This window comes from Luteibacter jiangsuensis, from assembly GCF_030812295.1.
GTDB lineage: Bacteria > Pseudomonadota > Gammaproteobacteria > Xanthomonadales > Rhodanobacteraceae > Luteibacter > Luteibacter jiangsuensis_A.
This window is the reverse complement of record NZ_JAUSSK010000003.1, coordinates 407,110-432,474: the sequence shown is the minus strand read 5'-3', so window position 1 is coordinate 432,474 and position 25,365 is coordinate 407,110. Positions and strand designations below refer to the sequence as shown.

The 25,365-nt window shown below is 65.0% G+C and carries 21 protein-coding genes; 6 read left to right on the top strand and 15 right to left on the bottom strand.

Annotated features, from left to right (window positions below):
- Nucleotides 1-4: 4 nt before the first annotated feature.
- The 7 genes from ppnN to grxD all read right to left on the bottom strand — a co-directional run bounded on the left by ppnN (nt 5) and on the right by grxD (nt 12,125).
- Complete coding sequence (ppnN, locus tag J2T07_RS12080) at nt 5-1,402, bottom strand: nucleotide 5'-monophosphate nucleosidase PpnN (protein WP_306850299.1); 1,398 nt, start codon at nt 1,400-1,402, stop codon at nt 5-7.
- A 175-nt stretch (nt 1,403-1,577) separates the two neighbouring features.
- Nucleotides 1,578-4,928, bottom strand: coding sequence for a TonB-dependent receptor (locus J2T07_RS12075; protein WP_306850298.1), 3,351 nt, complete (start codon nt 4,926-4,928; stop codon nt 1,578-1,580).
- Nucleotides 4,929-5,623: 695 nt separating this feature from the next.
- Nucleotides 5,624-8,077 carry a TonB-dependent receptor gene (locus J2T07_RS12070; RefSeq protein ID WP_306850297.1) on the bottom strand — a complete coding sequence of 818 codons (2,454 nt, stop codon included), beginning with the start codon at nt 8,075-8,077 and terminating at the stop codon, nt 5,624-5,626.
- 401 nt (nt 8,078-8,478) lie between these two features.
- Nucleotides 8,479-10,185 carry a lysophospholipid acyltransferase family protein gene (locus J2T07_RS12065; protein WP_306850296.1) on the bottom strand — a complete coding sequence of 569 codons (1,707 nt, stop codon included), beginning with the start codon at nt 10,183-10,185 and terminating at the stop codon, nt 8,479-8,481.
- Between the two features lie 215 nt (nt 10,186-10,400).
- The gene (locus J2T07_RS12060; protein ID WP_306850681.1) at nt 10,401-10,997 is read right to left on the bottom strand and encodes a YhgN family NAAT transporter; all 597 of its coding nucleotides are present in this window, start codon (nt 10,995-10,997) and stop codon (nt 10,401-10,403) included.
- Between the two features lie 34 nt (nt 10,998-11,031).
- On the bottom strand, nt 11,032-11,805 hold the full coding sequence (locus tag J2T07_RS12055) for an SDR family NAD(P)-dependent oxidoreductase (protein WP_306850294.1): 774 nt from the start codon (nt 11,803-11,805) through the stop codon (nt 11,032-11,034).
- Nucleotides 11,802-12,125 (bottom strand): Grx4 family monothiol glutaredoxin, encoded by a 324-nt coding sequence (gene grxD / locus J2T07_RS12050; RefSeq protein WP_306850293.1) that lies wholly within the window; start codon nt 12,123-12,125, stop codon nt 11,802-11,804. The genes J2T07_RS12055 and grxD overlap by 4 nt, the downstream gene beginning before the upstream one ends.
- A 108-nt stretch (nt 12,126-12,233) precedes the next feature.
- Here grxD and J2T07_RS12045 point away from each other — a divergent pair, with 108 nt between their 5' ends.
- Nucleotides 12,234-12,812 (top strand): superoxide dismutase, encoded by a 579-nt coding sequence (locus J2T07_RS12045; protein ID WP_306850292.1) that lies wholly within the window; start codon nt 12,234-12,236, stop codon nt 12,810-12,812.
- Nucleotides 12,813-13,011: 199 nt separating this feature from the next.
- Here J2T07_RS12045 and J2T07_RS12040 read toward each other — a convergent pair whose 3' ends face one another.
- Nucleotides 13,012-14,112 (bottom strand): 5-(carboxyamino)imidazole ribonucleotide synthase, encoded by a 1,101-nt coding sequence (locus J2T07_RS12040; RefSeq protein ID WP_430539360.1) that lies wholly within the window; start codon nt 14,110-14,112, stop codon nt 13,012-13,014.
- Nucleotides 14,113-14,162: 50 nt separating this feature from the next.
- A complete protein-coding gene (purE, locus tag J2T07_RS12035) occupies nt 14,163-14,678 on the bottom strand; it encodes a 5-(carboxyamino)imidazole ribonucleotide mutase (RefSeq protein ID WP_306850290.1) in 516 nt (171 codons plus the stop codon).
- 73 nt (nt 14,679-14,751) lie between these two features.
- On the opposite strand from purE, the gene J2T07_RS12030 reads away from it, so the two are divergent.
- The 4 genes from J2T07_RS12030 to J2T07_RS12015 all read left to right on the top strand — a co-directional run bounded on the left by J2T07_RS12030 (nt 14,752) and on the right by J2T07_RS12015 (nt 18,730).
- Complete coding sequence (locus J2T07_RS12030; protein ID WP_306850288.1) at nt 14,752-15,033, top strand: Trm112 family protein; 282 nt, start codon at nt 14,752-14,754, stop codon at nt 15,031-15,033.
- Between the two features lie 84 nt (nt 15,034-15,117).
- Entirely contained in the window at nt 15,118-17,379 is a 2,262-nt protein-coding gene (locus tag J2T07_RS12025; protein WP_306850287.1) for a DUF1631 domain-containing protein, read from the top strand.
- A 33-nt stretch (nt 17,380-17,412) separates the two neighbouring features.
- Nucleotides 17,413-18,285, top strand: a complete 873-nt coding sequence (nadC, locus tag J2T07_RS12020) for a carboxylating nicotinate-nucleotide diphosphorylase (protein WP_306850286.1) — start codon at nt 17,413-17,415, stop codon at nt 18,283-18,285.
- 49 nt (nt 18,286-18,334) lie between these two features.
- Nucleotides 18,335-18,730 (top strand): DUF3301 domain-containing protein, encoded by a 396-nt coding sequence (locus tag J2T07_RS12015; RefSeq protein ID WP_306850285.1) that lies wholly within the window; start codon nt 18,335-18,337, stop codon nt 18,728-18,730.
- Between the two features lie 12 nt (nt 18,731-18,742).
- Here the strand turns inward: J2T07_RS12015 and J2T07_RS12010 are convergent, their stop codons facing one another.
- From J2T07_RS12010 to petA, 5 genes are all read right to left on the bottom strand, one after another.
- Nucleotides 18,743-19,174, bottom strand: coding sequence for a ClpXP protease specificity-enhancing factor (locus J2T07_RS12010; RefSeq protein WP_306850680.1), 432 nt, complete (start codon nt 19,172-19,174; stop codon nt 18,743-18,745).
- Nucleotides 19,175-19,296: 122 nt separating this feature from the next.
- Complete coding sequence (locus tag J2T07_RS12005) at nt 19,297-19,941, bottom strand: glutathione S-transferase N-terminal domain-containing protein (RefSeq protein WP_306850284.1); 645 nt, start codon at nt 19,939-19,941, stop codon at nt 19,297-19,299.
- A gap of 71 nt (nt 19,942-20,012) precedes the next feature.
- On the bottom strand, nt 20,013-20,768 hold the full coding sequence (locus J2T07_RS12000; protein WP_306850283.1) for a cytochrome c1: 756 nt from the start codon (nt 20,766-20,768) through the stop codon (nt 20,013-20,015).
- Nucleotides 20,761-22,062 carry a cytochrome b gene (locus tag J2T07_RS11995; protein ID WP_306850282.1) on the bottom strand — a complete coding sequence of 434 codons (1,302 nt, stop codon included), beginning with the start codon at nt 22,060-22,062 and terminating at the stop codon, nt 20,761-20,763. Before J2T07_RS11995 ends, J2T07_RS12000 begins: the two co-directional genes overlap by 8 nt.
- The gene (petA, locus tag J2T07_RS11990; RefSeq protein ID WP_306850281.1) at nt 22,062-22,661 is read right to left on the bottom strand and encodes a ubiquinol-cytochrome c reductase iron-sulfur subunit; all 600 of its coding nucleotides are present in this window, start codon (nt 22,659-22,661) and stop codon (nt 22,062-22,064) included. The genes J2T07_RS11995 and petA overlap by 1 nt, the downstream gene beginning before the upstream one ends.
- Nucleotides 22,662-22,898: 237 nt before the next feature.
- Between petA and J2T07_RS11985 the strand changes: the two genes are divergently transcribed.
- Nucleotides 22,899-24,083: a S1C family serine protease gene (locus J2T07_RS11985; protein WP_306850280.1), complete on the top strand. Its 1,185-nt coding sequence runs from the start codon at nt 22,899-22,901 to the stop codon at nt 24,081-24,083.
- 141 nt (nt 24,084-24,224) lie between these two features.
- Here J2T07_RS11985 and J2T07_RS11980 read toward each other — a convergent pair whose 3' ends face one another.
- Nucleotides 24,225-25,355 (bottom strand): lytic transglycosylase domain-containing protein, encoded by a 1,131-nt coding sequence (locus J2T07_RS11980; RefSeq protein ID WP_306850279.1) that lies wholly within the window; start codon nt 25,353-25,355, stop codon nt 24,225-24,227.
- Nucleotides 25,356-25,365 lie beyond the last annotated feature (10 nt).

Here is a 25,365-nt window from a genome sequence, read left to right as displayed (position 1 = left end):
TGTATCAGGTACGAACCACGTAGCAGGGCTCGTACGCCGTGCCGCCGGGGAGCTTCATGCGATACTGATCCACGAAGGCCTTCAACAGGTCGTCGAGGGCACGCATGATGTCGGTCTCGCCATCGATCACGAAGGGGCCGCGTGCCTCGATGGCCTTGACGCCCTCTTCCTTCACGTTGCCGGCGACGATGCCCGAGAACGCGCGACGAAGATCCGCGGCCAGTTCATGCCGTGGCCGGTCGCGATGCAGGGCGAGCCCGGCCATCGCTTCGTGGGTCGGACGGAACGGCTGCTGGAAGGACAACGGGATATCGAGCGCCCAGTTGAAGAAGAAGGCGTCCTTGATGTCCAGCCGATGGTTGCGCACCTTGTCGATGCCCGAGACCATGGCATGCGCCACCGCGGCGGGATCGTCGATGATGATCTTGTAATGCTTCGCCACGTCGTCGCCGAGCGCGAGGCGCAGGAAGCGGTCGATCTGCTCGAAGTACGCCGCCGAATTCTGCGGGCCGGTGAAGATCAGCGGGAACGGAATGCCCTTGTTCTGCGGCAACAGGAGGATGCCGAGCATGTAGAGGATTTCTTCCGCCGTGCCGACGCCACCGGGGAATACGATGATGCCGTGGCCGAGGCGGACGAAGGCCTCGAGACGCTTCTCGATGTCCGGCATGATCACCAGGTTGTTGACGATCGGGTTCGGCGACTCGGCCGCGATGATGCCCGGCTCGGTCACGCCGATATAGCGATTGCCCTTGCGGCGTTGCTTCGCGTGCGCGATGGTCGCGCCCTTCATCGGGCCCTTCATCGCTCCCGGGCCGCAACCCGTGCAGATGTCCAGGCTGCGCAGGCCGAGCTGGTAGCCGACGCGCTTGGTGTATTCGTACTCGTCACGCGAAATGGAATGGCCGCCCCAGCAGACCACGAGGTTCGGATCCACCTGCGGACGCAGGATGCGCGAGTTACGCAGGATCTCGAACACGGCATGCGTGATGCCGACGGTATCGTCCAGGTCGAACGCGCCGGCTTCCAGCTGCGTCGACACGTAGACGATATCGCGCACCACGGCCACGAGCAGTTCGTTGATGCCGCGGATGATGCGGCCATCGACGAAGGCCTGCTCGGGTGCGTTCTTCAGTTCGATCTTGATGCCGCGGTCTTCTTGCAGCACCTGCACGTCGAAATCCGGGTACTGCTCGAACATCGAGCCCGGATCGTCGGAAAGGTTGCCCGAGGTCAACACCGCCAGCGCGCAACGGCGCAGCAGCTGATGCAGCCCGGACCCGCTCGCGTCGCGCAGGCGCGCGACTTCGTTGCGGGAGAGGATGTCGAGACCACCGGCCGGCGAGACGCGCGCACTGACGGTCTTGCCGGAAACCGGATCCCCGAACTGGATGGCATTCATGGAGTTACTGTCCTTCTGACCGCGAATTAGCGGCGAACCCCGCCCCGGGGTGGGAGCGGACCGCCTAGGATCACGCGTCCGGCGCCAAGGGGTCAAGGCCGGCGCCCACCGCCTCAAAAAGAAGGCCGGCACCCTCGCGGGCACCGGCCTTCGGATCACTCAGCGAATCCTTCGCTTAGAACGTGTAGCGCACGGTCAGCATGGCGGACCAACGCGAGACCGGGTTGACCTTGGTCGCGCTGTTGTCGGTCGGGGCGTCGTAGATCGACTTCGTGCCCGGCTGGTAGTTACCGTTGGCGTCCGTCGGCAGGTTGTAGATGTACTTGCCCGTGGTCGGGTCCACGCCACCGAAGGCGGCAAGGTTACGCGTATACGGGAAGCCCACGTACGACTGCTGGCCCCAATCCTTGTTCACCAGGTTCAGGAAGTTGTAGATGTCGAGACGGATCTCGCCCTTGTTGCCCTTGAAGATGCCGGGCACTTCCTGGCTGATGCCGAGGTCGATCTGGTTGACCCAGGCGGCCTTGGTGGCGTTGCGGCCAGCGATCTTGCCCTGACGCTTGCGCAGGTAGTTGTCGTCCTGGATGTACTGATAGAACTGGTCCTGCAACTGTTGCGAAGCGGCACCCGTGCCGGCAGCGTTACGCAGGATCACGTCGCCACGGTTCGGGATATAGGCCAGGTCGCGCGAGTAGCTGTCGCCATTGGCGTCGTTCGAGAACACCCAGCTGTACGGCACGCCGTCATGACCATCGTAGAACGCGCTGATGGTCGTGGCGTAGTCGCCGAAGAACTTGTGCTGCCAGGTCAGCGAAGCATTCAGGCGCTTGCCGATGTTGGTGTTCGAGGTGGACGCGACGTCTTCGTTCGGATTCGTCCAGGCGTTGTTCGAATAGTTCGAGCTGGCCTGGCTGGAGGTACCCGGATTGACTTCGGTCGCATGCGCACCCGTCGCCGACACGCTCCATGCCCAACCGTTCTCGAGAGCCTTGCTGAACGACAAGGTGACCGAGTCGGCCTTGCCCTTGGAGGTGTTGGTCAGGTAGGTGACGGCCTGGGCGAAGCGGTTGTCCGAACGCGCGCGGGCGTTGTTACCCGACACCGACGCACCAACCGCGAGGTTTGCGTTGGAACCGCAGTTGATGGCCGCCGGGTTCCCCACGCGCTGCGCGCCGCCGATGCACGAGAAATACGTGTTGCGACCGTCCGGCAGGATGCCCGTCGGGTTACCGATGTTGAGGTTCTGGTAGAAGATGCCATCGCGCGTATCGAGATGCTGCCACTCGATGCTGGCGATGATGCCATCCCACGGCAGCTCGCGATCGAAGGCGAGCGACGACTTCCACACGCTCGGAAGCTGGAAATCCTTGTCGACGGTATCGACCGCCATCTGCGGCGTGGTGCCAGCGCCGCTAGTGTTCTGTGCGAGAGGGTTCGAGCTGAACGCAGGGCACGGAATGCTCGGACCGTTGCCCAGCTTGCACGTGCCATCGTTCTGGCGGTTATACGAGTAGGTGACGATATTGATACCGTTGTTCTGGTACGGGTTCGTCATCCACACGGTCGGCGGATCGGACTGGAACAGGCCAACGCCACCGCGCAGCTGCGTCTTGTATTCGCTGTCGAAGGTGTAGTTGAACGACAGGCGCGGCTCGACGAGCTGGCTGCCGTTGATCGTGTTGGCGTTGCTGAAGCCGTACTTCTGCTCGAACGTGGCGTTGTAGAGCGGCTTGTCGTCGGTCAGGTACTTGTTGACGCGGACGCCGAACTGCACCGAGAGGTTGTCGCTCGCCTGCCAGGTATCCTGCAGGAAGAACGTGTGGCGACGGAGCTCCCACTGCGCGGCGATGTCGTTGAGCGAATAGCCCGGTGCCGGCTGGTACAGCGAATAGTTGGTGTAGCGGCCGGCGGCCAGGTTGGCATAACCGTCGTAAATGTACGAACCGAACTGCGTGCGACCGAACAGGTTGTAGATGCGGTTGCGCTCCCACTCGAAACCACCCTTGACGGTGTGGTCGCCGAGGTACAGCGTGCCAGCCCACATCGCGTTCAGGGTCTTCACCGATGCCGAGTTGTAGTGGCTGAACTGGTCTTCGCCAAGGAAGATCGACGGGCCCGAGGTACCGATGCCCTGGTTGACGCGAACCTGGACCATGGGCTGCTGCGTATCCACCGAGCGGTTCAGCGAGTAATCGCTGTAGCCAACCTTGGCTTCCGACGAGAATACGTCGTTCCAGTCATCGAACGACTGCAGGGTGTAGTTCTTGATGTCGGAATTGACCGTATACCAGTAGCTCGACAGACCGATGCCGTTGGTCGAGTTGCCCTGCGGGTTCGGCTTGACTTCCTTGGTACGCGAGTACGCAAGGTTCATGCGGTGACCGTCGGTGATGTTCCAGTCGATCTTCGCGATGTAACGCTTGTCGGTCAGCGTACCGGCATTGGCGCCGGTGCTACCCGGGACAAGACCCACGCCGTTGGCGGCGGCGATGGTGCGATCGAGATCGGTCTGCGAGATCTTGTTCGCGGTCGAGTTGGTCAGGGTCGGATCGAGACCCGTGACGGCACCCGAGCTCAGGCCCGTCACTTCTTCCTTCTCGTAGCCCGCGAAGAAGAACAGCTTGTCCTTGATGATCGGACCGCCGACGGTGGCACCGGCCGTCCAGTTACGGTCGAATTCGGTGTAGTCCTTGCCCCGATCCAGCCAACCCGCTTCGCCCACCATGCTGCTGGCGTTCTTGAAGCCGTAATAGGCCGAGCCGTGGAACTCGTTGGTACCCGACTTGGTGACGGCGTTGATTTCGGCGCCGATGGTATCCGAGGCAACGTCGTAGTTGGCCGTGGAGATGTTGAACGAGTCGATGGTGTCCATCGACACCGGGGAACCGACGGTCGGCATGCCGGTGGAGTTCAGGCCGAACGGGTCGCCCACGCCGAGACCATCGACCTTGATGCTGTTCAGGCGCGAGTTCTGGCCGTTCGCCGAAATGGCGCCCGTGCCGTGGTCGACGTTCACGCGGGGATCGAGGCGCGCAATGTCCGCGATGTTGCGGCTCGGCGACGGCGTGGCCTTCAGCTGAGCCTGCGAAATGTTCGTGCCGAGTCCCTTGTTTTCCGACGAGAACTGACCGGACACAGCGGAGACGGTGACCGCGCCGAGGGCGGTCGCGTCGGCCGCACTGGCGGCAGCGCCGGCAGTCAGGTTGACCGACGTATCCGCGCCCAGCTGCAGGTAGACATTGTCCTGGCGAACCGACGGGCTGCCTTCCTTCGTCGCCGTGACGTCGAACGGGCCACCGACGCGCAGGCCCTGGGCCGAGTAACGGCCGCTCGCATCCGTGGTGGTGGTCTTCGTGGTGCCCGAGGGCTCGTGGACGATCACGACGGTGGCGTTGGCCACCGGCTGGCCGGCGGCGTCCAGCACGCGGCCGCTGATCGTCGAGGACGTTTCCTGCGCGAACGCAGGTACCGCGAAGAGCGATGCGATCGCCAGCGGCAGTAGTTTGGCGCGGATTCGGCTATTCATCTAATGGTCGACCCTGTGGCTTGCAACGAAAAAAGTTTTGGCCAAACGGACGGCTACCTGGCAGGGGGCCGGGTGCTGCGTTCGTTTGAGCTTTCCCCAATCTTTGGCTGTGTCGTCTCGTGTGATCCCGGTCACATCCATGAACCCGGTGGCGACAGTTGTTAAGCCAACTTTAACGGCATTGTATGACAGATTTGTAACGTTTTCACGCCAGATTGATAAATACCACTTTTTCCTACGTGGGCTGATTTTTCATCTAATTATTTGTTATTCAAGGATATTTATTTTTAACAGGGCGAGTTGACGGCGGGAGCCGAGAAGCCACCGGGTCGCACTCGCAGCGTTTCACGGGAGCCGTCCTCGCAAGCTCCTCCGACATGCCCATGAGGTTTCGCGGACATTCGCACGCCTTGGCGGTCCGGGGGTGGGAGCCGACCCTGTCGGCAATGGGGTTTACCGTAACCTGGCCCGCTGCCGCGGGATCGCCGACGAGGTCGGCTCCCACAAGTTAGTCCCACAAGTTAGTCCCACAGTTAGTCCCACAGTTAGTCCCACAGTTAGTCCCACAGCCAGCCCCAGCCAGTCCCATAGTCGGTCCCATGGTTCGGCGAAGTCCCAGTGCGGCAAAAAAAACGCCCCTCTTTCGAGGGGCGTCGGTGGTCGAGGCCTTTCGGCCCCGCGGGCTACGGTTTTCGTCAGAAGAACGAGGCGCCGAAGGTCACCATGAAGGTGCGTTCCTGCAGGATCGAGTAGTACGGTGCCGAGGCATAGAGCGTCGTTCCGTTCGCATCCTTGGTCTTGGCCGGGTTGCTCGCCAGGAAAGCGGAAACGTTGCCCGCATAGGTGAGCGCCTTGCGATCGGCGAGGTTGAACAGGTTGACCTTGATGTACGGCTTGCGGAACCACGGCGAGAAGTCGTCGAAATTCCACCCGGTGCCCAGGTCGATCGTTGCGTATCCGCCCACCCGTTCGGTATTCGACCAGTCACCCCAGATCGCACCCTGGTATTTGGCACTCAGCGAAGCCCAGAACGGTCCGTTGCCGTAGTCGACCGCGACATAGCCCGAGTTCTTCGGCACGTTGAGCAAGGTCTTGCCCTTCGTGTTGTAGATGCCGTCGCCCAGCGAATCGAGGTTGGCCTGCATCAGGGCGCGTGTGTACGAGTAGTTCGCGTACACCGTCCAATGATCGTCCAACTTGAAGCTGCTCTCGGCGTTGAGGCCGCGCATGTGCACTTTCGGCAGCTGTGTATAGACCGTCAACCCGGTCGTCTGGTCGAAGCCGGAGACCTGCTTGTTGTTGAGGTTGGACGCATAGGCATCGACGTTCGCCGAGATGCGCTCGCCGTAGAAGCGCCAGCCCAGGTCGGCGGTGGTCGAGGTTTCCGGCTTGTTCGGCAGCGCGGCGGCGGCCGATGTGCCGTAACCGTACAGGGCGTTGCTCAGCAGCGCGCCATTGATCGGGGCACGGAACGTCTTGCCGATGCCGAAGTAGAACTGGTTCTCGTCATTGAGCTGGTATTTCGCGCCCGCCGTGGGCGTGAATTTGTGGAAGGTCGCCGTCGGCGACGCGTCGAACTGCGCGTTCGTCGTGGTCACCTTCCCTGCCGTGCTGATCGAGCCGATGGAGTTCGGGTACTCCGCGATATAACCATCGCGCTTGGACCAGACATAGGCGAGGCTGCCGGAGAACGTCCACTGGTCGTTCGGCGTCCAGTTGTCGGTGATGAAGGCCTTCTCGTTCGTGGTGGTGGTGTACTGGTCGTACACCTTCTGCACCTTGCCATCCGGGTAGCGGATCAGCACGTCCTTGCCCCAGGTGTCGACGGGCACGCCGGTGGCCGGGTCCACGGGGACGAGTACCTGGCCCTGCTGCTGGCGCGGCCGCTCGTACCACACGCCATATTCCAGGCTGTTGTTGTCGCTCAGGTCCTGGTTGAGCTTGGCGATCACGCCGGGACGGTAGGTGTACGAATAGCTCAACGAGTTGACCAGCTTCGTTCCGCTGATCTTGCCGTCGCCATCCAGGTCGACGTTCACCGACTTGAAGTAGTTGTCGTTGGCCAACGGATTTTCGGTGACCGTGCTGCCGCTGCCACCACCGCCGTAGCCATACTGAAAGTACGGCACCACGGACAGGCGCATGCTGTCGGTAAGGGTGAACTCGCCATCGAGGCTGGCGAGGTAGTTGCGGAAGGGGTTCTGGTGTAGCGCGTAGTAGTTGCTGCTGGTGCTGCCAGGGGTATACGTGCCGAGGTAGCTCTGCTTGTAGTCCGCGGCGGCCTGGGCCTTGGTCAGCGACTCGTAGTTGGTCTTGACCTCGCGGTTGTACTGCAACGAGAACGATATCGAATTCTTGTCGTCGATCTGCCACACCGACTTGCCGTCGACCTTGGTCACCTTCGACTTGCCGCGGCCGCGCCACAGGTTCGTTTCGTTGTTGGAATACGACAGCCACGAACGCACAGGACCCAGGTCGCCCGTATTGAGGCGCATGAACGTGCGGTGGTAGCTGTTGTCGCCAAGGGTCTGGCTGAAGTCCAGGCCGGCCTGATGCGACGGATCGACAGTCACCCAGGCGATGGAACCACCGGCCGCGCCGGCGATCGGGGAATCGTTGTCCGGATAGCCCTGCTGGACGGTGATGTCGCCCATGTTCTCGGTGTCGCCGTACTCGGACGAGTAGATCTTGTAGTTGCCGCTGTCGTTGATCGGCGCACCGTTGACCGTGACACCGATTTCGTCGAGCGGAAAACCGCGGACGCTCGCGTTGCCGTCATTGAGGCCGGTGTAGTCGTCGGTGGACGACACCACGCCCGGGATCGAATTGATCGCCTGCACGAAGGTGGCACCCGGCGCCGCCTTGACGATGGCATCGCGGGAAACGGTCGAGACGGCCTTCGGTGCGTCCTGGATGGACATCAAGCCGCCGCCGAGGGCTAGCGAGCTGGCCTTCACCTGCACCTCGCTCATCTGCTGCGTGGCGCGGCGCGTGGCGTTGTCGTTCGTCGTGTTCGAGCTGCTCGCGACGTTGGAACGTTGCGACTGCGTGCCGGTGGTCTCGGCATGCTGCGCGTCCTGGGCCAGCACGGCGCCTGCGGCCACGAAAAGCGTCACGGCGATCGCGGCCGAAAGGGAATTGCGGTTCATCGACTGGTTTCCTGAAGAGCGTGTTGTTGGTGGCGGCCTCTCCCATGGCCACGTGAAATCATTCGGTCCATCGCTTGAAATAATGGTTTTCGTAATTAATTAGCGATTATCTCTGCGTCGATATTTATTACGGTTACGCAAGAAAAAACGTTTTCTCCAGACACGGCGAATCGCCCAGCAGTTTTGCCGGGACAAAAAAACACCGAGTGACCCACTGAACCCCCAAGCCACTGACATGAGGGATGTTTATGACCTACCGAGGCAATACCGTAGCACTGCCGAATGACAGTTTAGCGATTATCTGACGATTTTTTATCGGCAGGAAACAGGTATTTTTCCAGAGCGAGCCGAAACCTCACCGAGACACCGGCCGGAACGTATTCCGGCCGGCCGCGGAGTGGTCAGTCCTTGCCGAGGTAACGCGAGCGCTTCGCTGGCTTGAGCGACGCGAGGTCGAGCATCACGAGCCCGTCGACGCAGCCGGCAAAATCGGGGTCCTCGCCGAACGCGAGGAACTGCACCCCCTGCGGTTCGACCAGGTCGACGTACTGGCGGTAAAGCACCGGCAATGTCACGCCGAGGGCGTCGAGGCGGTGCTTCAGCTTGCCGAGGCCTTCGGCGGGATCGAGGCCTTCGAGTTCGCGGCGTACCGACTCGATGGTGGCTTCCGGAATCACGAATGGCTGACGTGCCGCGGCCAGGCCCTGCACGCCGAAGAAATGCTGGTGCGCCGCGGCGATCCATTCGCGCGCCTCTCTCGGCATGCTCACCGACATGCTCACGGGCCCGAACAGGTAACGCAGTTCGCGATGTCGTTGCAGATAGAGGCCGATACCCTGCCAGAGTTGATCGAGCGCCCGTGAGCGCCAGTAGGCGGGGGCGATGAAGCTGCGTCCGAGCTCCAGGCCTTGGGCAAGGCGCGACTCCAGTGCCGGCGAGTAATCGAACAGGCTGGACGTGTACAGCGCGCTCATGCCGTGCTGGGTGATGAGACGGCCGCCATGACCGAACCGGTACGCGCCCACGATGCGCAAGGCCTTCGCATCCCACAATACGAGGTGCTCGTAGAGCGGGTCGTAGGCGTCGAGGTCGCGACGCTTGCCGGTACCCTCGCCCACGCGGCGGAAGGTCAACTCGCGCAAGCGGCCGATCTCGCGCATGGCGTAGCTGTCGCTGGAGCCCTGCAACAGCAGGATGCGCTTGCCGTCCGGGAGTTCCGTGAGCAATTCGGCCTTGTCCAGCTCGGCGACCACGCGCTCCACGGGCTCGGGGTGCGCCAGCGGGGTCTGTCCACCGAAAACGAGGCCGCGCTGGCGTGCGACGCGATACACGTGCCGGCGCATCAGCTTGGCCGCCCGCTCCGACGAGCCGCCACTGGCCTGCTTCAATTCCTCGGCATCGACAAGCTTGCCGATGCGGAAACCCACCCGCTGCTTGCCCGACGTGGCCTCGCGCGGCAGCATCGCCGTGCTCAGCGGCTTGGCCAGCATCGACAGTCCGTAGAACGCGACCGAATTGCGCGCGGCGATGTGCACGGGAAGCACCGGCACGCCGGCGCGCATGGCGATGCGCGCGAAACCGTCCGACCACTTGCCATCGCGCACGCCACCGGGGCGCATGCGCGACACTTCGCCCGCCGGGAACATGATGAGTACCTCGCCCGCCTCGATGGCGCGGAACACGGCGCGCATCTTCGAGGTGGCTCCCTTGCCGAAGACATCCACCTTCAGCAGCAACGAACCCAGCTGCGGCACCGCCGACAGCACGTCGTTACCGAGGATGCGGACGTCGCGGCGAACCGAACCGATCAGCTGGACGAGAGCGATCGCGTCGACCATGCCCAGCGGATGGTTGGCCACGACGATCAGCGGCCCTTCGACAGGGATGTTCTCGCGTTCGCGTTCGGTGACGCGACAGCTGACGCCGAGGTAATCCAGCGTCTTCTCACAGAATTCGAAGCCTTGCGCAGGGCCGGCAAACGCCAACGTGCGATTGAAGCGATCTTCGTGGGCCAGGGTTTCCAGCATACCGACGAGCGGCTTGCGGAGACGGGGGTGCTGGGCCAGCCATGGCATACGCTCCAGCAGGGTCTGATCGATGCTCAGCATGACTTGGGATCCCTTGACGTCGAACGATGGCTACCTTGCCGGGCCGGTGCGGAGTCGTGATTTCTCATAGTGCCTTCGAACATCCTCTTTGCCCCTGAGAGGGCTTTCGACCCATGCCCGGTGCCAGGAGCTTTCCTGGCCCCGGCCATGCTCGCGGGCAATTATGACAGTAACCCTACCGCCACGTATGTTCTTGCGGCAATCACCCTTACGTATCAAACCGCCAGGTGCAGATAGGCCGAGATGCCGGCGAGGAACATCTGCACCGACAAGGCGATGAGCAGCATGCCCATGAGCCGCTCCAGGGCCGTGAGGACGCTTTCGCCCAGCCAGCGGAACAGGAAGGTGGAACTGAGCAGGATGATCGCGGTGGCCAGCCAGGCCAGGAACAGGGCGATGCCCCATTCCGCCGTGCGCCCGGGCTGGGAATTGGTCAGCAGCAGAAGGGCGGCCATGGCCGAGGGGCCGGCGACGCCGGGGATGGCCATCGGCACGATGAAGGGCTCGCCCTCCCCCGTCTTGCCGAACACGCCGCCTTCCACCGGCGGGAAGACCATGCGGATGCCGATGAGGAACAGCACGATGCCGCCCGCGATGCTCACCGATTCCTGGCGCAGCTGCAGCACCTTGAGGATGTACTGGCCACCAAGCAGGAAGGCGACCAGGACGGCCAGGGCGATGAGCAGCTCGCGCACCATCACCTTGCGCCGGCGCTGCGGCGGCACGTCCTTCAGCAGGGCGAGGAACAACGGGATATTGCCCAGCGGATCCATGATCAGGAACAGCAGGATGCCCGCGGACAACGTCGTCATCTGCGCTTCCATGGGGGAGAACTCCTGCGGCAGGTCAGTGGATGGGGCGTAAGTCGAGCACGGCACCGCGCGCATCCGCGCCGGCACCGGAAAGCAGGTAGACGATGGCATCGGCCGCCACGGTCGGCAGCGGTTTTTCCAGCGTGTTCTCGCCGTAATAGGCCGCGCGGCGCAAGGCCGTGCGCATCGGCATGGGCAACAGCGTATGCACGCGCATCGGGCCTCGGCCATTCTCGGCGTGCAGCACCGCGGCCATGCGTTCCACAGCGGCCTTGGAGACGCCATAGCCGCCCCAGTGGGCGCGCGAAAGCAGCTCCGGATCGTCCAGCACGAAAACCACGGCGCTGTCGTCGGCCCGGGTGAGCAAGGGCATGCACGCCTGGGTCAGCGCGAACGGCGCCGACACATTCACCTGCATCGCGCGCAGCCAGTCGTCGGGCTTGTGCATCGCGATGGGGGTCAACTCGTTGAAATGCGCGGCGGCATGCACGATGCCGTCGAGACGACCGAACTCACTCTCGATGCCTTCGGCCAGCGCGGCGTAGTCCGCGGGCGTGGCGCTTTCCAGGTCCAGCGGATGGATCACCGGTTCGTTGCCTCCGAGCGCGACGAGTTCGTCGTAGCGTTTCTCGAGCGCGCGTACCTTGCGCCCGGTGATCACCACCGTGGCTCCCGCACGAATCGCCGCCTTCGCCGTTTCGCCGCCAAGGCCCCCGGTGGCACCGGTGACGATCACCACGCGGCCCGCGAGCGCTCCCGGCGCCACGGACCAGTCCTCGGGCAGGCGCGTGGAGGACAAGGCGCTCACGACGCGGCCCCGGCCACGTCCGCCGCCATGCGCTTCAACTCACCCGCGGCGTGCAGGTCTTCCACGATGTCGCAACCACCGATGAACTCACCGAGCAGGAACAACTGTGGAAATGTCGGCCAGTTCGAGTAATGCGGCAGGCCCGCGCGGATGCGCGGATCGGCCAGCACATTCACGGCATGGAACGCGGCACCGGCGGCCTGCAAGGCCTTCACGGCGCGATCGGAGAAGCCGCAGGTCGGATATTCCGGCGTGCCTTTCATGAAAAGCACGATCGGGTGGGCCGCCACGATGGCCTTGATCTCGTCTACGACGTCCATAGCTCGGTTTTCATCATTAGAATGCGACTAGTTGCATAGTGTAGCAGTGCACGGCCTCGTGCCCCCTGCCTACGCCCTTTCCCCCAGCCACCGCTAAGGAGTCCCGCAATGGCGTTCGAACTTCCCCCGCTCCCTTACGAAAAGAATGCCCTGGAGCCGCACATCTCCGCTGAGACCCTCGAGTTTCACTACGGCAAGCACCACCAGGCCTACGTCACGAACCTCAACAACCTGATCAAGGGAACGGAGTTCGAGGGCAAGAGCCTGGAAGACATCGTCAAGACCTCGTCCGGCGGCATCTTCAACAATGCGGCGCAGATCTGGAACCACACCTTCTACTGGCATTCGATGCGCGCCCCGGGCGGCGCCGAGCCGCCGGCCAAGCTCGCCGACGCGCTGACCAAGGCCTTCGGCTCGGTCGACAAGTTCAAGGAAGAATTCGCCAAGCAGGCCGCCGCCAACTTCGGCTCGGGCTGGACCTGGCTGGTGCAGCGTCCGGACGGTTCCCTGGCGATCGTCAACACGTCGAACGCCGCCACCCCGATCACCGGCAGCGACAAGCCGCTGTTCACGGCCGACGTGTGGGAACACGCGTACTACATCGACTACCGCAACGCCCGCCCGAAGTACCTGGAGGCGTTCTGGAACATCGTGAACTGGGATTTCGCGGCGAAGAACCTCGCCTGATTCCCTCGAAGGGGAAACCCCAGGCAGGACATGAGAAAAGGCCGAGTCGCGAGACCCGGCCTTTTCTCTGACCCCATCGCCGACAGCGTCGGCTCCCACCTAAGCGGGCTCGGCCCCTGCTGTGGTGGGAGCGGACATCCTCCGTGTCCGTGGGAGCCGACCCTGTCGGCGATGCTCCTGGCCGAGCGCCTCGAAGCTCTCAGCCAAGGGCCTCGACAGCCGGAGCCACCTGCCCTTCCCGCCCCAACGCGGCCCCCACCTCCACCAGCTTCGCCCGCAGGCTGCCGGCATCGGTGGCGCAGATCGTCGCGTGGCCTACCTTGCGCCCCGGCCGAGCTTCCTTGCCGTAGTCGTGCCAATGACCGTCGGCGACGGACAGCACCGGCGCCGGATCGGGCATCTCGCCGATCCAGTTGAGCATGGCGCTGGCGCCGCGCACGCCGGTATCTCCCAGCGGCAGGCCAAGCACGGCGCGGATATGGTTCTCGAACTGACTGGTATGCGCACCCTCGATGGTCCAGTGCCCCGAGTTGTGCACACGCGGCGCCATCTCGTTGCCCAGCAATTCGTTGCCGCGGACGAACAATTCCAGCGCGAACACGCCGACGTAATCCAGCCGTTCGGCGATAGCCCGCGCATGCGCGACAGCCTCCTGTTCCAGCGCGTCGGAGGTACCCGGCGCGGGCGCTAGGCTCAGCGAGAGCACGCCGTCCACATGCCAGTTACGCGTGAGCGGCCAGGTGCGGAATGCGCCGTCGCGGCCGCGCACGGCCAGTACGGACAATTCGCGATCGAACGGGACGAAGGCCTCCAGGATCAATCCATGCCCGGACGCGGCGTCGCCGAGTGCCGCCCAGGCGGCATCGATGTCCGCCGGCGCCTTCAGCCGGAACTGCCCCTTGCCGTCATAGCCGAGGCGTCGCGTCTTGAGGATCGCGGGGAGGCCGATGCGCCCGACGGCGGCGACGAGGTCATCGCGGGTATCGACCACGGCGAATTCCGGCGTGTTCAGGCCGGACTCGCGGAACAAGGTTTTCTCGGACAGCCTGTCCTGGGCCACCGCAAGGGCGCGCGGATTCGGAAACACGTCGACCCGCCCAGCGAGCCGTTCGGCCGTCGCCGCGGGCACGTTCTCGAAGTCGAAGGTGACCACGTCCACCTGCCTGGCGAACTCCGCCAATGCCGCCTCGTCGTCCCAGGCGGCGACCACCAGCCCCGACACCTGCCCGGCACAGGCATCGGCGGTGGCGTCGACCGCCAGCGTACGGATGCCGAGCGGGGCGGCCGCCAGGGCCAGCATGCGGGCGAGCTGCCCGCCACCGAGGATGCCGACGGTGGGGAGCGTGCGGCTCACGTGCGCGGGTCCGGATGGTCGAGGACGGACCGGGTCTGCCCGGCACGGAAGGCGTCCAGGGCCTCGGCCACGGCCGGATCGTGCAGGGCCAGCACGGACGCGGCGAGCAAGGCCGCATTGGTGGCGCCCGCGCGCCCGATGGCCAAGGTACCGACCGGCACGCCGGCCGGCATCTGGGCGATCGAAAGCAGGGAATCCATACCGTTGAGGGCCTTGGACTGCACCGGCACGCCGAACACCGGCAGGGCCGTCTTCGCCGCGATCATGCCCGGCAGATGGGCCGCCCCGCCGGCACCGGCGATGATCACCTGGATGCCCCGGGCACGGGCCGTTTCGGCGTAGTCGAAAAGCAGGTCCGGCGTGCGGTGCGCCGACACGACACGGACCTCGTGGACGATGCCCATCCGCGTCAGCGTGGTGGAGGCGTGCTCCATGGTTTCCCAGTCCGAACGCGAACCCATCACCACGCCCACGCGCGGCGCGTTCGCTTCGTTACCCTCGTTGGAAGTCATGGCCGGAGCACCCAAAAGTCGCTATTGTAAAGGCATTCCCGATGATCAGGTTGGCCCCCGGCGGCCACTTCCCATGGACAAGCGTCTACTCGATATCCTCTGCTGCCCTGTCAGCAAACGCCCGCTGCGCCCCCTCACGGCGACCGAGCGCGACCAGCTCAACGGGGCGATCCGCGCCGGGTCGGTCGACACGGTGGCCGGCGAGAAAGTCGCCGAGCCGATTACCGAAGGGCTCATCACCACCGACGGCCAGTTGGTCTACCGGGTGGAAGACGGCATCCCCGTCATGCTGCCCGAGGCCGGCATCGGCACCCTCCAGTTGTCGGGCTTCGCGCCAGAAACGGGTCGCGCCTGAAATCCGTGACGCGAGTCACGCTATAAAGCATTGGTTCCCGCACAATGACACTTCAGGCGGGGGCCAGAACATCCAGGATGCGCGATGAACAACGCGAGCGAGCCGTCCAACGTCGTCGATCTCAGTCAGCGCCTGGACCCGCGCAGTGAGAGCGTGGGCGCGTTGCTGGTGACGGTGCGCGGGCTGGCCACGAAGCGCCTGCACGCCCTGGCGTCGAACATGTTCGAGAACATCGACGACGCCCTGTTCGACCTCGCCGAGAAAGCCGAGAACAACGCGGCCCAGACCCAGTTCTTCGACGGCATGCGCGAGGTCCGCAAGAAGCGGGCGATCGTCGAGCGCACCTTCCTCGGCCAGGTCGCGCGCGACCTGGCCGATTTCTCCGCGGGCCGCACCCGGGCCCCGGACGCCGACGGCGCCGGCCGCCCGCTCGCCAATATCGAACTCAGCCTCGTCGGCGAGAACGAACTGGAAGAATCCCTCGCGATCACCAGCATGATCGGCAAGAACGAGCAGCGTCTGGCGCGCGCCCTGTTCGCCGTGAACCAGCGGCTGTCGGTGATCTGCGGCGGCAACAAGATGGACGATGCCTCCAACCCGGTCGGTCCGGCCTCGCTGGCCGGCGCGTTCCGCCAGGCCATGCGCGAGCTGATGGTCGAGGTCCGCGTCAAGCTGATCATCTACAAGCTGTTCGACCGCTACGTGCTCGCCGGCATCGACGAGCTCTACGACGACATCAACAACGAACTGGCCAGCGCCGGCGTCCTGCCGCAACTGCGCCACGAGATATCCACGCGGCGCAGCGACGCGCCGGCGCCGATCGGCCCGGTCTCCGCAACCGCCATGCCGCAGGCGGCCGCCACGCCGGTGACGGATGCCGCCGCCGCGGAATTCATGCAGTCGCTGCACGCCTTGTTCTCGGCGCGTCGCGATAGCATGCCGGCGGTGGGCGGACCGATGGGAACATCGTTGCCAACGGGCCCCTTGCCCAGCCCGGCGGAACTGCTCGGCGCCCTTACCCTGCTGCAGAGCCAGATCGCCACGCTGCCGAACACCGCCGCGCCGCTCGCCACCCAGGCCGACGTCAGTCGTGACGTCGCCCAGCTGAAGGAACAGCTTCTCGCCCAGATCGGGCAACTGCGTGGCCAGCAAACCGCGCATGTGTCGGGCATGGACGAGGACACCATCGATCTTGTCGGCATGCTCTTCGAGTTCATCCTCGAGGACGACAACCTGCCGACGGAAATGCAGGTGCTGCTCGCGCGCCTGCAGATCCCCTATCTCAAGGTGGCCTTGCTCGACCGCCGGATGTTCGCGCACAAGTCGCACCCCGCGCGCCAGCTGCTCGACGCGCTCGCCGACGCGGCCAAGGGATGGTCGGCCGAAGCCGACCGCGACGGACGTCTGTTCGACAAGATGAAGTCGATCGTCGAACGCCTGCTGCACGACTTCGACGACGACACCGCGATCTTCACCCGCCTTGCCGGCGAACTGCAGGATTTCCTCGACGTCAGCCGCAAGCGCGCCGAACTCGCCGAGCAGCGCGTCGCCGAGTCCACGCGTGGCCGCGAAAAGCTCGAGCATGCACGCCGCCGGGCCGCGCAGGAAATCGTCGGCCGTATCGGCGGCGCTTCGCTGCCGCCGCTCATCTACGGCGTGCTGACCCGTGCATGGGCCAACTACATCGTGCTCACCCTGCTGCGCCAGGGCGAGGAATCCCAGGAGTTCCGCGACTCACTGCGCTTCATCGACGATTTCATCGCCAGCGCGCGGCCGGTGCACGACCTCAACGGCCGGCGCGACCTGCGCGCGATGCTTCCCGGCATCGAGCGCTCGCTGCGTCGCGGCCTCGCCGCCGTGGCCTTCCAGGAAGCCGACACCGAACAATTGCTGGGCCAGTTGCACGCGTTCTACCGCCAGCAACTCGGCGAGGCCGCGGGCGAGACCGTCTCGGGGACCATCGTCGCCAGCGTGATGCCGCTGCCCGAGGCGATCCAGGCCATCGAGGAACCGGTGGCCGAACCGGAACCGGACGACGAGGTCGATTCCCTGCTCGACGAAGCCTTCGACGAGCGCAACCTCGCGCAGGCGCGCGAGTTGAAGGTGGGCCAGTGGCTGGAGTTCACCGCCGCCGACGGCACCACCGATCGCGCCAAGCTGTCGTGGGTCAGCCCGATCAGCGGCCGCTACCTGTTCGTGAACCGTCGCGGCCTGAAGGTCGCCGATCACAGCCTCGCCGGCCTCGCGCAGGCCTTCGCCGGTGGCACGGCACGCGTGCTCGATTCCACGCTGCTGTTCGACCGCGCGATGGACGCGATCGTGGAAAAGCTTCGCCAACCCGAATAAGGTAGCGGCCTCTTCCACCGACGCCGTCAGCCGATGAGCCCTGCCGATCCGCGACACCTGGCCGACGCGCTGCCGCCGGCGAGCGAGATTCTTGCCGATGTCGAACGCGCCTTCGCCGAAGACGTGGGGCCGGGTGACGCCACGGCCGACCTGCTCGATGCGAAGGCGACCGCCACCGCCGTGCTGACCTGCCGCGAGGATGCCGTGCTCAGTGGCGTGGCGTGGTTCGAGGCATGCTTCCGCAAGCTCGATCCGGACGTGCGGGTCGAATGGCTGGCCCGCGATGGCGACCGCGTGGCGGCGGGAGCGGCGGTGTGCCGATTGGCGGGCAAGGCGCGGGCACTGGTCACGGCCGAACGCTCGGCGCTCAACTTCCTGCAACTGCTGTCTTCGACGGCTACCGTCACCGCGCGCTACGTGGATGCGCTGGCGGGCACCCACACACGCATCCTCGACACGCGGAAGACCATCCCCGGCCTGCGGCGCGCGCAGAAGTACGCCGTGCGCTGCGGCGGCGGCACGAACCACCGCATCGGCCTGTTCGACGCGATGATGCTGAAGGAAAACCACATCATCGCCGCCGGCGGCATCCCGGCCGCCGTACGCGCCGCGCGCACGATCCACCCGACCCTCCCGCTGATCGTGGAAGTGGAAACCCTGGACGAGCTCGCCGAGGCGATCTCCGCCGGCGCCGATCGCGCCCTGCTGGACAATTTCACGCCGGCCATGCTCAAGGAAGCCGTGGACTACACGGCGGGACGCATCCCGCTGGAGGTCTCCGGCAACGTGGAGCTCGACACCGTCCGCGCGATAGCGGAAACGGGGGTGGACTTCATCTCCAGTGGTGCCCTGACGAAGCATGTCCGGGCGATCGACCTGTCCTTGCGGCTGGACGTGAAGCACTGAGGGCCGACGGGGGCTTGTGGTCGGCGCAACCGGGCCACACACTGACCCCATGTCTTCCTTCACTGACCTCTTCTGGCTATTCGCCCTCGCCGCCGGCATCGCAAGCTGGTATCGGCTGACCCGTGCACGCGAGGTCGCCGTGAAGGCGGCGACGGCCTTATGCAAGCGGCACGGCCTGCAGCTGCTCGACCAGAGCGTGGGCCTGCGGTCGATCCGGTTGCAGGGTGTCGACGGCGCGCGCCGGTTGGAACGCTGCTACGGGTTCGAGGTGAGCGAGGATGGCCAATCGCGACAGGCGGCACGCCTGTGGATGGCCGGTAACGAGGTGGCCAGCTTCTCGCTGCCACTGTCGGGGTCGCCGGAACTGGAGACCGTGGTGGCGACCGACTCGGTGGTACACACCGGCAACGTCATCTCGCTGGCGGATCGCCGGCGGCTCCACTGAACCGCTGGCGTATTACTTGACCACCCGAAGATGTGGCGCGCCGCGCTTCGGGCGGTCGTCGTCGCCACCGGCCTGCGGCGGGGCTTCGTTGGCCTCGTCGGCCGGGTCGGACGTGTTCGCCGAGAGTGCTTCGCTCTCGTCGGCCGGGAACATCATGCCCTGGCCGTTTTCCTGCGCATAAAGGGCAAGCACGGCGTGCATCGGGATGGCGATGGACTGGCTCACGCCGGAGAACCGCGCCTGGAACGTGATGCGGTCGTTGCCCAGGTCGAGGTTGGCCACCGCCCGCATCGCGAGATTCAGCACGACCTGCCCGTTCTTCACGACATGGGCCGGCACCTGCACGCCAGGCTGGTTGGCATCGACCAATACATACGGCGTGAACCCGTTGTCACTGATCCAGTCGTAGATGGCGCGCAGCAGGTAGGGCCGGTTCGAAGTCATGCCCGCGTTTTCGTTCGTATCCATGGAAGTGTCCTCGTCGTACCCGCCGGTCGGTCGGGAATCACCAGCCCCGGCAGGGCAAGGCCAAGAAGAGAGTTTACGGGATACGAGCCGCCGGAGGACTAACCGGCGCTGAAGTTGAAATCCGGACGCATATCGCGTTCTTCCGGTGTGAGGCTGCGGGCGAAGCCCTGGCTGTGGAACAGGCGTTCGCCGTAGTCGACGATCGGCTTGCCCTCCTTGCCCAGGTCCACGCCCAGGTGGGGCAAGCGCCAGACCACCGGAGCGACCAGGCAGTCGATCAGGCTCATTTCGGGGTTGAGGAAGAACCGCGAGGCCCTGAACAGGGGCACGGACAGCAGCAGGTGTTCGCGCAGGCGCTTGCGCGCGCCCTCGGCCGCCTTGCCGCCCTCGCCGATCGCCTCGATCTCGGGCAGCCAGTCGTTCTCGATCCGCCACGTGCCCAGGCGAAGGCGGGCGCGGGACAAGGGATCGATCGGCATCAAGGGGGGATGCGGATAGCGCTCGTCGAGGTATTCGACGACCACGGCCGGGTCGTAGAGGGTGAGATCACGGTCGACCAGGGTCGGCAGCGTGCCATAGGGATTGAGTTCGAGCAGGTCCGGCGTGGGCTCGTCGGGCTTCAGGATGATCCGGTCGTAGGCGACGCCCTTGGCGGCCAACACGAGGCGCGTACGGTGGCAGTGGATATCGTCGGCACTGGTATAGAGCGTCAGTGCCGAGCGCGAACGTGCGTTCTGGACCATGCTTTCGATCTCCCTCCCTGCTACCTGAACGAAAACGGGGCGACCGCGAGGCCGCCCCGTCGGGACATCAATCAGTGACTCTCGTGAACGTCCTTCCAGTACTCATGCTTCAAAAGGTACAGCAGGAAGGTCAGGCCGGCCAGGAACAGGATCACCCAGACGCCGATGGACTGGCGCTCGAGCGCCGCGGGTTCGGCCGCGTATTCGAGGAAGGTGGTCAGGTCGCGGGTCGCGCCGCGGAACTGTTCCGGTGTCATCCGGCCCGGCGTGGTGATCTCCAGCTTCTCCACAGCCGCTTCCTCGCCCGGCTTGGCCTCTCCATGGACGGCGGACTGCAAGCCCTGCAACTCCCACAGGGGGTTGGGCATGGAGGCGTTCGGGAACACCGTGTTGTTCCAGCCGACCGGACGGCTCGGGTCGAGGTAGAACGAGTTGAGGTAGTTGAAGATGAAATCCACGCCCTTGGCGCGGGCTTCCAGCGAGAGATCCGGCGGATCCTTGCCGAACCAGGTCTTGGCGCTGTCGGCCGGCATGTGCGAGATCACCGGCTCGCCGAACTTCGCGCCAGTGAAGTTGAGGTTGGTCATCACCTCTTCTTCGGACAGGCCCAGGTCGGTGGCAAGGCGCGAATAGCGCACGTACTTCAGCGAGTGGCAGCCAACGCAATAGTTGAAGAACAGCTTGGCGCCACGCTGCAACGAGGCCCGGTCGGCCACGTTGGTCCCGGCGGGTGCCAGGCCCTCTTCGCCTTCGGCGGCGAGGGCGGGAATCGTGGCGGCCGCGAGGCCCAGCGCCAGGGCGAGGGAGTAGATATAGCGCTTAATCATGCAGCGTCACCCGTTCCGGAACCGGCTTGGTCTTCTCGAAACCAAAGCGCGTGTAGATCCATACGAATACGAAGAACCCGAAGTAGCCAAGCACCATGAGCCGGCCGAAGGCGTTCTCCCAGGTGGTGACGTCCGCGCCCGGGAACCATTCCGGGATGACTTCGGCGGTGACGCCGGCACCGACCAGGCCCAGGGCCAGGAACGAGAACACCAGCACGCCCAGGGCGATGCGGAAGCCCAGGCCGCGATAGCGGACCGAGCGAACCTCGCCCTTGTCGATCCAGGGCAGCAGGGCCAGCAGCAGGATCGCGCCGAACATGCCGATCACGCCCCAGATCGCTGTGCCGAAGTACGACGGGATCATGCGCAGGATCGCGTAGAACGGCGTGAAGTACCACGACGGCTTGATGTGGCTCGGCGTGACGAGGTTGTTCGCCGGGGTGAAGTTGTCGTGTTCGAGGAACCAACCACCGAAGGTCGGCGCGAAGAAGATGATGAACGCCGCGATGGTGAGGAAGAAGCCCACGCCCACCAGATCCTTCACCGTGTAATACGGATGGAACGGGATGCTGTCCTTGGGCTTTTCCGGATTCCAGCGGTTGCCCTTCGGACCGTGCTTCACGTCAACGCCGTCGGGGTTGTTCGAACCCACCTCATGCAGCGCGGCCAGGTGCAGCACCACCAGGAGCAGCAGCACCAGCGGCAAGGCGATCACGTGGAGCGCGAAGAAGCGGTTGAGCGTGGCGTCGGCGGGCAGGAAATCGCCCATGATCCACTCCACCAGCGAGTTGCCGATGTAGGGGATGGTGCCGAATAGCGAGATGATCACCTTGGCGCCCCAGAACGACATGTTGCCCCACGGCAGCACGTAGCCCATGAAGGCCTCGGCCATCAGCACCAGGAAGATCAGCATGCCGAGGATCCAGACCAGCTCGCGCGGACGCTTGAACGAGCCGTACATGATCCCGCGGAACATGTGCAGGAACACCACCACGAAGAACAGCGAGGCCCCGGTGGAGTGCATGTAGCGGATCAGCCAGCCCCATTCCACGTCGCGCATGATGTACTCGACGGAGTTGAACGCTTCCAGCGCACTCGTCTTGTAGTTCATGGTGAGGAAGATGCCGGTCACGATCTGGTTGACCAGGACCAGGAGCGCCAGCGAGCCGAAGTAGTACCAGAGGTTGAAGTTCTTCGGCGCGAAGTACTCCGTCATGTGCTTCCGGTACGTGGGCGCCAGGTTCGGCGCGCGCTCGTTGACCCAGTCGCCGATACGGGTGAGGACGTTGGCCATCAGCCTGCCTCCTTCGGGTCGACGCCGATCTGGATATGCGTGTCGTCCACGAAGTGGTACGGCGGCACAGGCAGGTTCTTCGGTGCGGGCACGCCGCTGAAGACACGGCCGGACAAGTCGTAGCGCGACTTGTGGCAGGGACAGTAGAAGCCACCCTTCCAGTTAGCGTCGAACGGCTCCGGCTTGATGTCCGGCACGAAGTCGGGCACGCAGCCAAGGTGGGTGCACAGGCCGATCACCACCAGCCACTCGGGCTTGATGGAGCGGTTTTCATTGGTCGCGTACTTCGGCTGCTGTGCAGCGTCGGACGACTGCGGGTCCAGCAACCGGGGCTCGAGGCCCTTCAGCTGGGCCAGCTGGTCCTTGGTGCGATTGACGACGAAGACCGGAAGGCTGCGCCATGAAAAGGTGACTTTCTGGCCGGCCTCGATGGCACTGATATCGACCGTGACAGGCGCCCCCGCTGCCTTTGCCCTTGCGCTCGGTTCCCACGACTTGATGAAGGGCACGACCGCCGCGACCACTCCCGCCCCGCCGACAACTGCTGTCGTAACGGTTAGGAAGCGACGGCGCCCGTGATCGACGACTTCGTTCGCCATCAGGCTCTCCGGAACTTATGCCATTGAGAATGCGGACCCCAACGCCGGCTCTTTTCGGAAATCGGCTTCCGCAAATCGCGTCAGTGTAACGTCAGCACCAGCCACGTACAATAAACTGAACGCCACCCTGCCCCTTACCGGGGCCGGGGCCGCCACGGAACCGCCTGGATGCGGAAAAATCTGGTTGCGCTTCGTGGGCAAGGCGATGCGACGACGACAGGACCCCTTCGCTCTTTCATGAAACATGCCGCCAGCACGCTCGCCTTCGTCGCCCGCTTCGTCGTGCTCGGCCTCGCCGTCGCCTTCGTGATCGGCTTGTTCTGGCCCGGCAGCGGCGCCTTTCTCCGCCAGCGTTTTTCTCCTGTCCCGGCGGGCGGGCAGGTCTCGACACCGGCATCCACCACGGCAGGCGGGCCCGTCTCCTATGCCGATGCCGTCGCCAAGGCCGCCCCTTCCGTCGTAAATATCTACGCCAACAAGCTGGTGACCGAACAGCCACGCGAGCTGTACTCGGACCCCGTGCTCCAACGCATCTTCAGCGTCCCCACCGGTCCGGCGCGTACACGCCGGCAACAGAACCTCGGCTCGGGCGTGATCGTGAGCGAAGATGGCTACGTCCTGACCAACAACCACGTCATCGCCAGCGCCGACGACATCCAGTTGCTCCTGTACGACGGCCGCGTGGCCAAGGCCCGCGTGGTCGGCTCCGACGACGAGACCGACCTGGCCGTGCTCAAGGTCGATGCGGGCAACCTCCCGGCCATCCGGATGACCGATGCGGACAGCCGTCCCCGCGTGGGTGACGTGGTGCTGGCGATCGGCAACCCCTTCGGTATCGGGCAAACGGTGACGATGGGTATCGTCAGCGCCATCGGCCGCCAGCTCAACCTGTCGAGCCTGGAGAACTTCATCCAGACCGACGCGGCGATCAACTTCGGCAATTCCGGCGGCGCGCTGGTCAACGCCCACGGTGAGCTGGTGGGAATCAACACTTCGCTGATCGGCCAGGCCGTGGGCGCGGAGGGCATCGGTTTCGCCATCCCCGTGCAGAGCGCGCGCGACGTGCTCGACCAGATCGTGCAGACCGGCCACGTGGTCCGCGGCTGGATCGGGGCGGACTACGGCGCCGTTCCCATCTCGGCGGACAGCGGCCTGCCGTCTGCGGCGCGCGGCGTCGTGGTCAACGAGGTCTCGCCCGGCGGGCCGGCCGCCCTGGCCGGCATCCAGCAGCGCGATGTGCTGCTGCGCCTGGGTGACGAGGACATCCTCGACCCGTCGGACCTGCGCCGGCACGAGGCGTCGTTGAAACCGGGTGTTCCGGTGCCGGTGTCCGGCTTGCGCTCCGGCACGCCGTTCGCCACCACGGTCACCCCGACACAGCGGCCACCCAGCGCGCCGATGCAGGCGCTGCGGCAGCCCTGATCGCCTTCTGTGGGAGCCGCTTCAGCGGCGATACCCGGTGTCACCAAGCTTGCCCGCTGCCGCGGGATCGCCGACAAGGTCGGCTCCCACCAGGTCACCGCTATCCCGGTGGGAGCCGACCCTGTCGGCGATGCTCTTGCCTCAGGCGCCCCGTTCGGCCAATGGCACCCCGGCACTCGGCCGATGCCGCAACGTCTCCCCGTAGCGCTTCCTCAGCACGCCCACGCGCTCGACATAGACCTGCGTCTCGTCATACGGCGGCACGCCGTTGTACTTCTGGACCGCGCCGGGCCCGGCGTTATACGCCGCCGCGGCGAGACGTTCGTTGCCGTTGAAGTTGCGCAACAACAAGGCGAGGTAACGCGCGCCACCGCGAATGTTCTGGTCGGCGTCGAAGGCGTCCAGCACGCCCATGTCGCGCGCGGTGCCGGGAATCAACTGCATCAGGCCCTGCGCCCCCGCGACCGACAGCGCCCGCGGGTTGAACGCGCTTTCGGCATGGATCACGGCACGCAGCAGGGCCTCATCCACACCGAACTCGTTGCTGGCCGCATGGATCGCGTCGCCATACGAGGTCAGGTTGAGCGCCACGCTGTTCCAGTCGATCTTCGAATGGACGTCGCAGGCCGCGCAGGTGGCGATGTAGGTAAAGAGCATCTTGATGCTCTGCCCCTTCGCGCCCCCGCCTGGCGGGATATTGGTGTATTCGACCCCGCCATCGGCGCGCGTGATCCGGTAGACGGCGCCGCGCAAAACGCGGGATCCCTTCGGCGACTCGGGCGCCGCCGCGGCCGTCAGGTCGCTGGTGGCCGATTCCCGGTAATCCCAGCTGCCCTTGGGTGCCGTGACGGGCGGCAGGGCAAGAGCATCGTCCTCGGCGCCCACCACCGAACCGGTCACCCCGGCAAGCGACGAGGTCGCCACGGGCGCCGATACCACGCTGCCGGAAACGCCCTTCAGCGACGGCGCTTCGGCCACCGGCTCGAAGACGGGGGCTTTCACGGGTGCGGCCACGACGGCCGGTTTCGCCGGGCGCGCCGGTCCCATGTTGCCGAGCCGCTTGCAGTCCTTGTAACCCGTCGTGCTGCCGGAGAACACGGTCTCGCCCGTGCTGCCGACACATCTATATAAGGAGCCGGCCACGGCGGGCCCGGTCAGCAGGCCCAGCAGCAAGACACACGTGCCCGCGGCCCTGCGCGGTGCGGACCGGAATGTCAGGAAACGGCGGGCGGCATGGCCGGCGCTTTCCCCTGGCGTCGCGTCGTGGACCATGGGCGCGAGT

Bases quoted from the DNA above. Each gene is read 5' to 3' on its own strand.
- nadC (WP_306850286.1), top strand. From the start codon at position 17,413: ATGAGCCCTGCCGATCCGCGACACCTGGCCGACGCGCTGCCGCCGGCG.
- grxD (WP_306850293.1), bottom strand. From the start codon at position 12,125: ATGGACGTCGTAGACGAGATCAAGGCCATCGTGGCGGCCCACCCGATC.
- J2T07_RS12005 (WP_306850284.1), bottom strand. From the start codon at position 19,941: ATGGTCCAGAACGCACGTTCGCGCTCGGCACTGACGCTCTATACCAGT.
- J2T07_RS12075 (WP_306850298.1), bottom strand. From the start codon at position 4,928: ATGAATAGCCGAATCCGCGCCAAACTACTGCCGCTGGCGATCGCATCG.
- J2T07_RS12030 (WP_306850288.1), top strand. From the start codon at position 14,752: ATGGACAAGCGTCTACTCGATATCCTCTGCTGCCCTGTCAGCAAACGC.
- purE (WP_306850290.1), bottom strand. From the start codon at position 14,678: ATGACTTCCAACGAGGGTAACGAAGCGAACGCGCCGCGCGTGGGCGTG.
- J2T07_RS11995 (WP_306850282.1), bottom strand. From the start codon at position 22,062: ATGGCCAACGTCCTCACCCGTATCGGCGACTGGGTCAACGAGCGCGCG.
- J2T07_RS12060 (WP_306850681.1), bottom strand. From the start codon at position 10,997: ATGACGACGTTGTCCGCGGGCATCCTGCTGTTCCTGATCATGGATCCG.
- J2T07_RS12065 (WP_306850296.1), bottom strand. From the start codon at position 10,185: ATGCTGAGCATCGATCAGACCCTGCTGGAGCGTATGCCATGGCTGGCC.
- J2T07_RS12040 (WP_430539360.1), bottom strand. From the start codon at position 14,112: ATGCTGGCCCTGGCGGCCGCCCCGCTCGGCATCCGTACGCTGGCGGTC.
- J2T07_RS11980 (WP_306850279.1), bottom strand. From the start codon at position 25,355: ATGGTCCACGACGCGACGCCAGGGGAAAGCGCCGGCCATGCCGCCCGC.
- J2T07_RS11985 (WP_306850280.1), top strand. From the start codon at position 22,899: ATGAAACATGCCGCCAGCACGCTCGCCTTCGTCGCCCGCTTCGTCGTG.
- J2T07_RS12025 (WP_306850287.1), top strand. From the start codon at position 15,118: ATGAACAACGCGAGCGAGCCGTCCAACGTCGTCGATCTCAGTCAGCGC.
- petA (WP_306850281.1), bottom strand. From the start codon at position 22,661: ATGGCGAACGAAGTCGTCGATCACGGGCGCCGTCGCTTCCTAACCGTT.
- J2T07_RS12045 (WP_306850292.1), top strand. From the start codon at position 12,234: ATGGCGTTCGAACTTCCCCCGCTCCCTTACGAAAAGAATGCCCTGGAG.
- J2T07_RS12070 (WP_306850297.1), bottom strand. From the start codon at position 8,077: ATGAACCGCAATTCCCTTTCGGCCGCGATCGCCGTGACGCTTTTCGTG.
- J2T07_RS12000 (WP_306850283.1), bottom strand. From the start codon at position 20,768: ATGATTAAGCGCTATATCTACTCCCTCGCCCTGGCGCTGGGCCTCGCG.
- ppnN (WP_306850299.1), bottom strand. From the start codon at position 1,402: ATGAATGCCATCCAGTTCGGGGATCCGGTTTCCGGCAAGACCGTCAGT.
- J2T07_RS12015 (WP_306850285.1), top strand. From the start codon at position 18,335: ATGTCTTCCTTCACTGACCTCTTCTGGCTATTCGCCCTCGCCGCCGGC.
- J2T07_RS12010 (WP_306850680.1), bottom strand. From the start codon at position 19,174: ATGACTTCGAACCGGCCCTACCTGCTGCGCGCCATCTACGACTGGATC.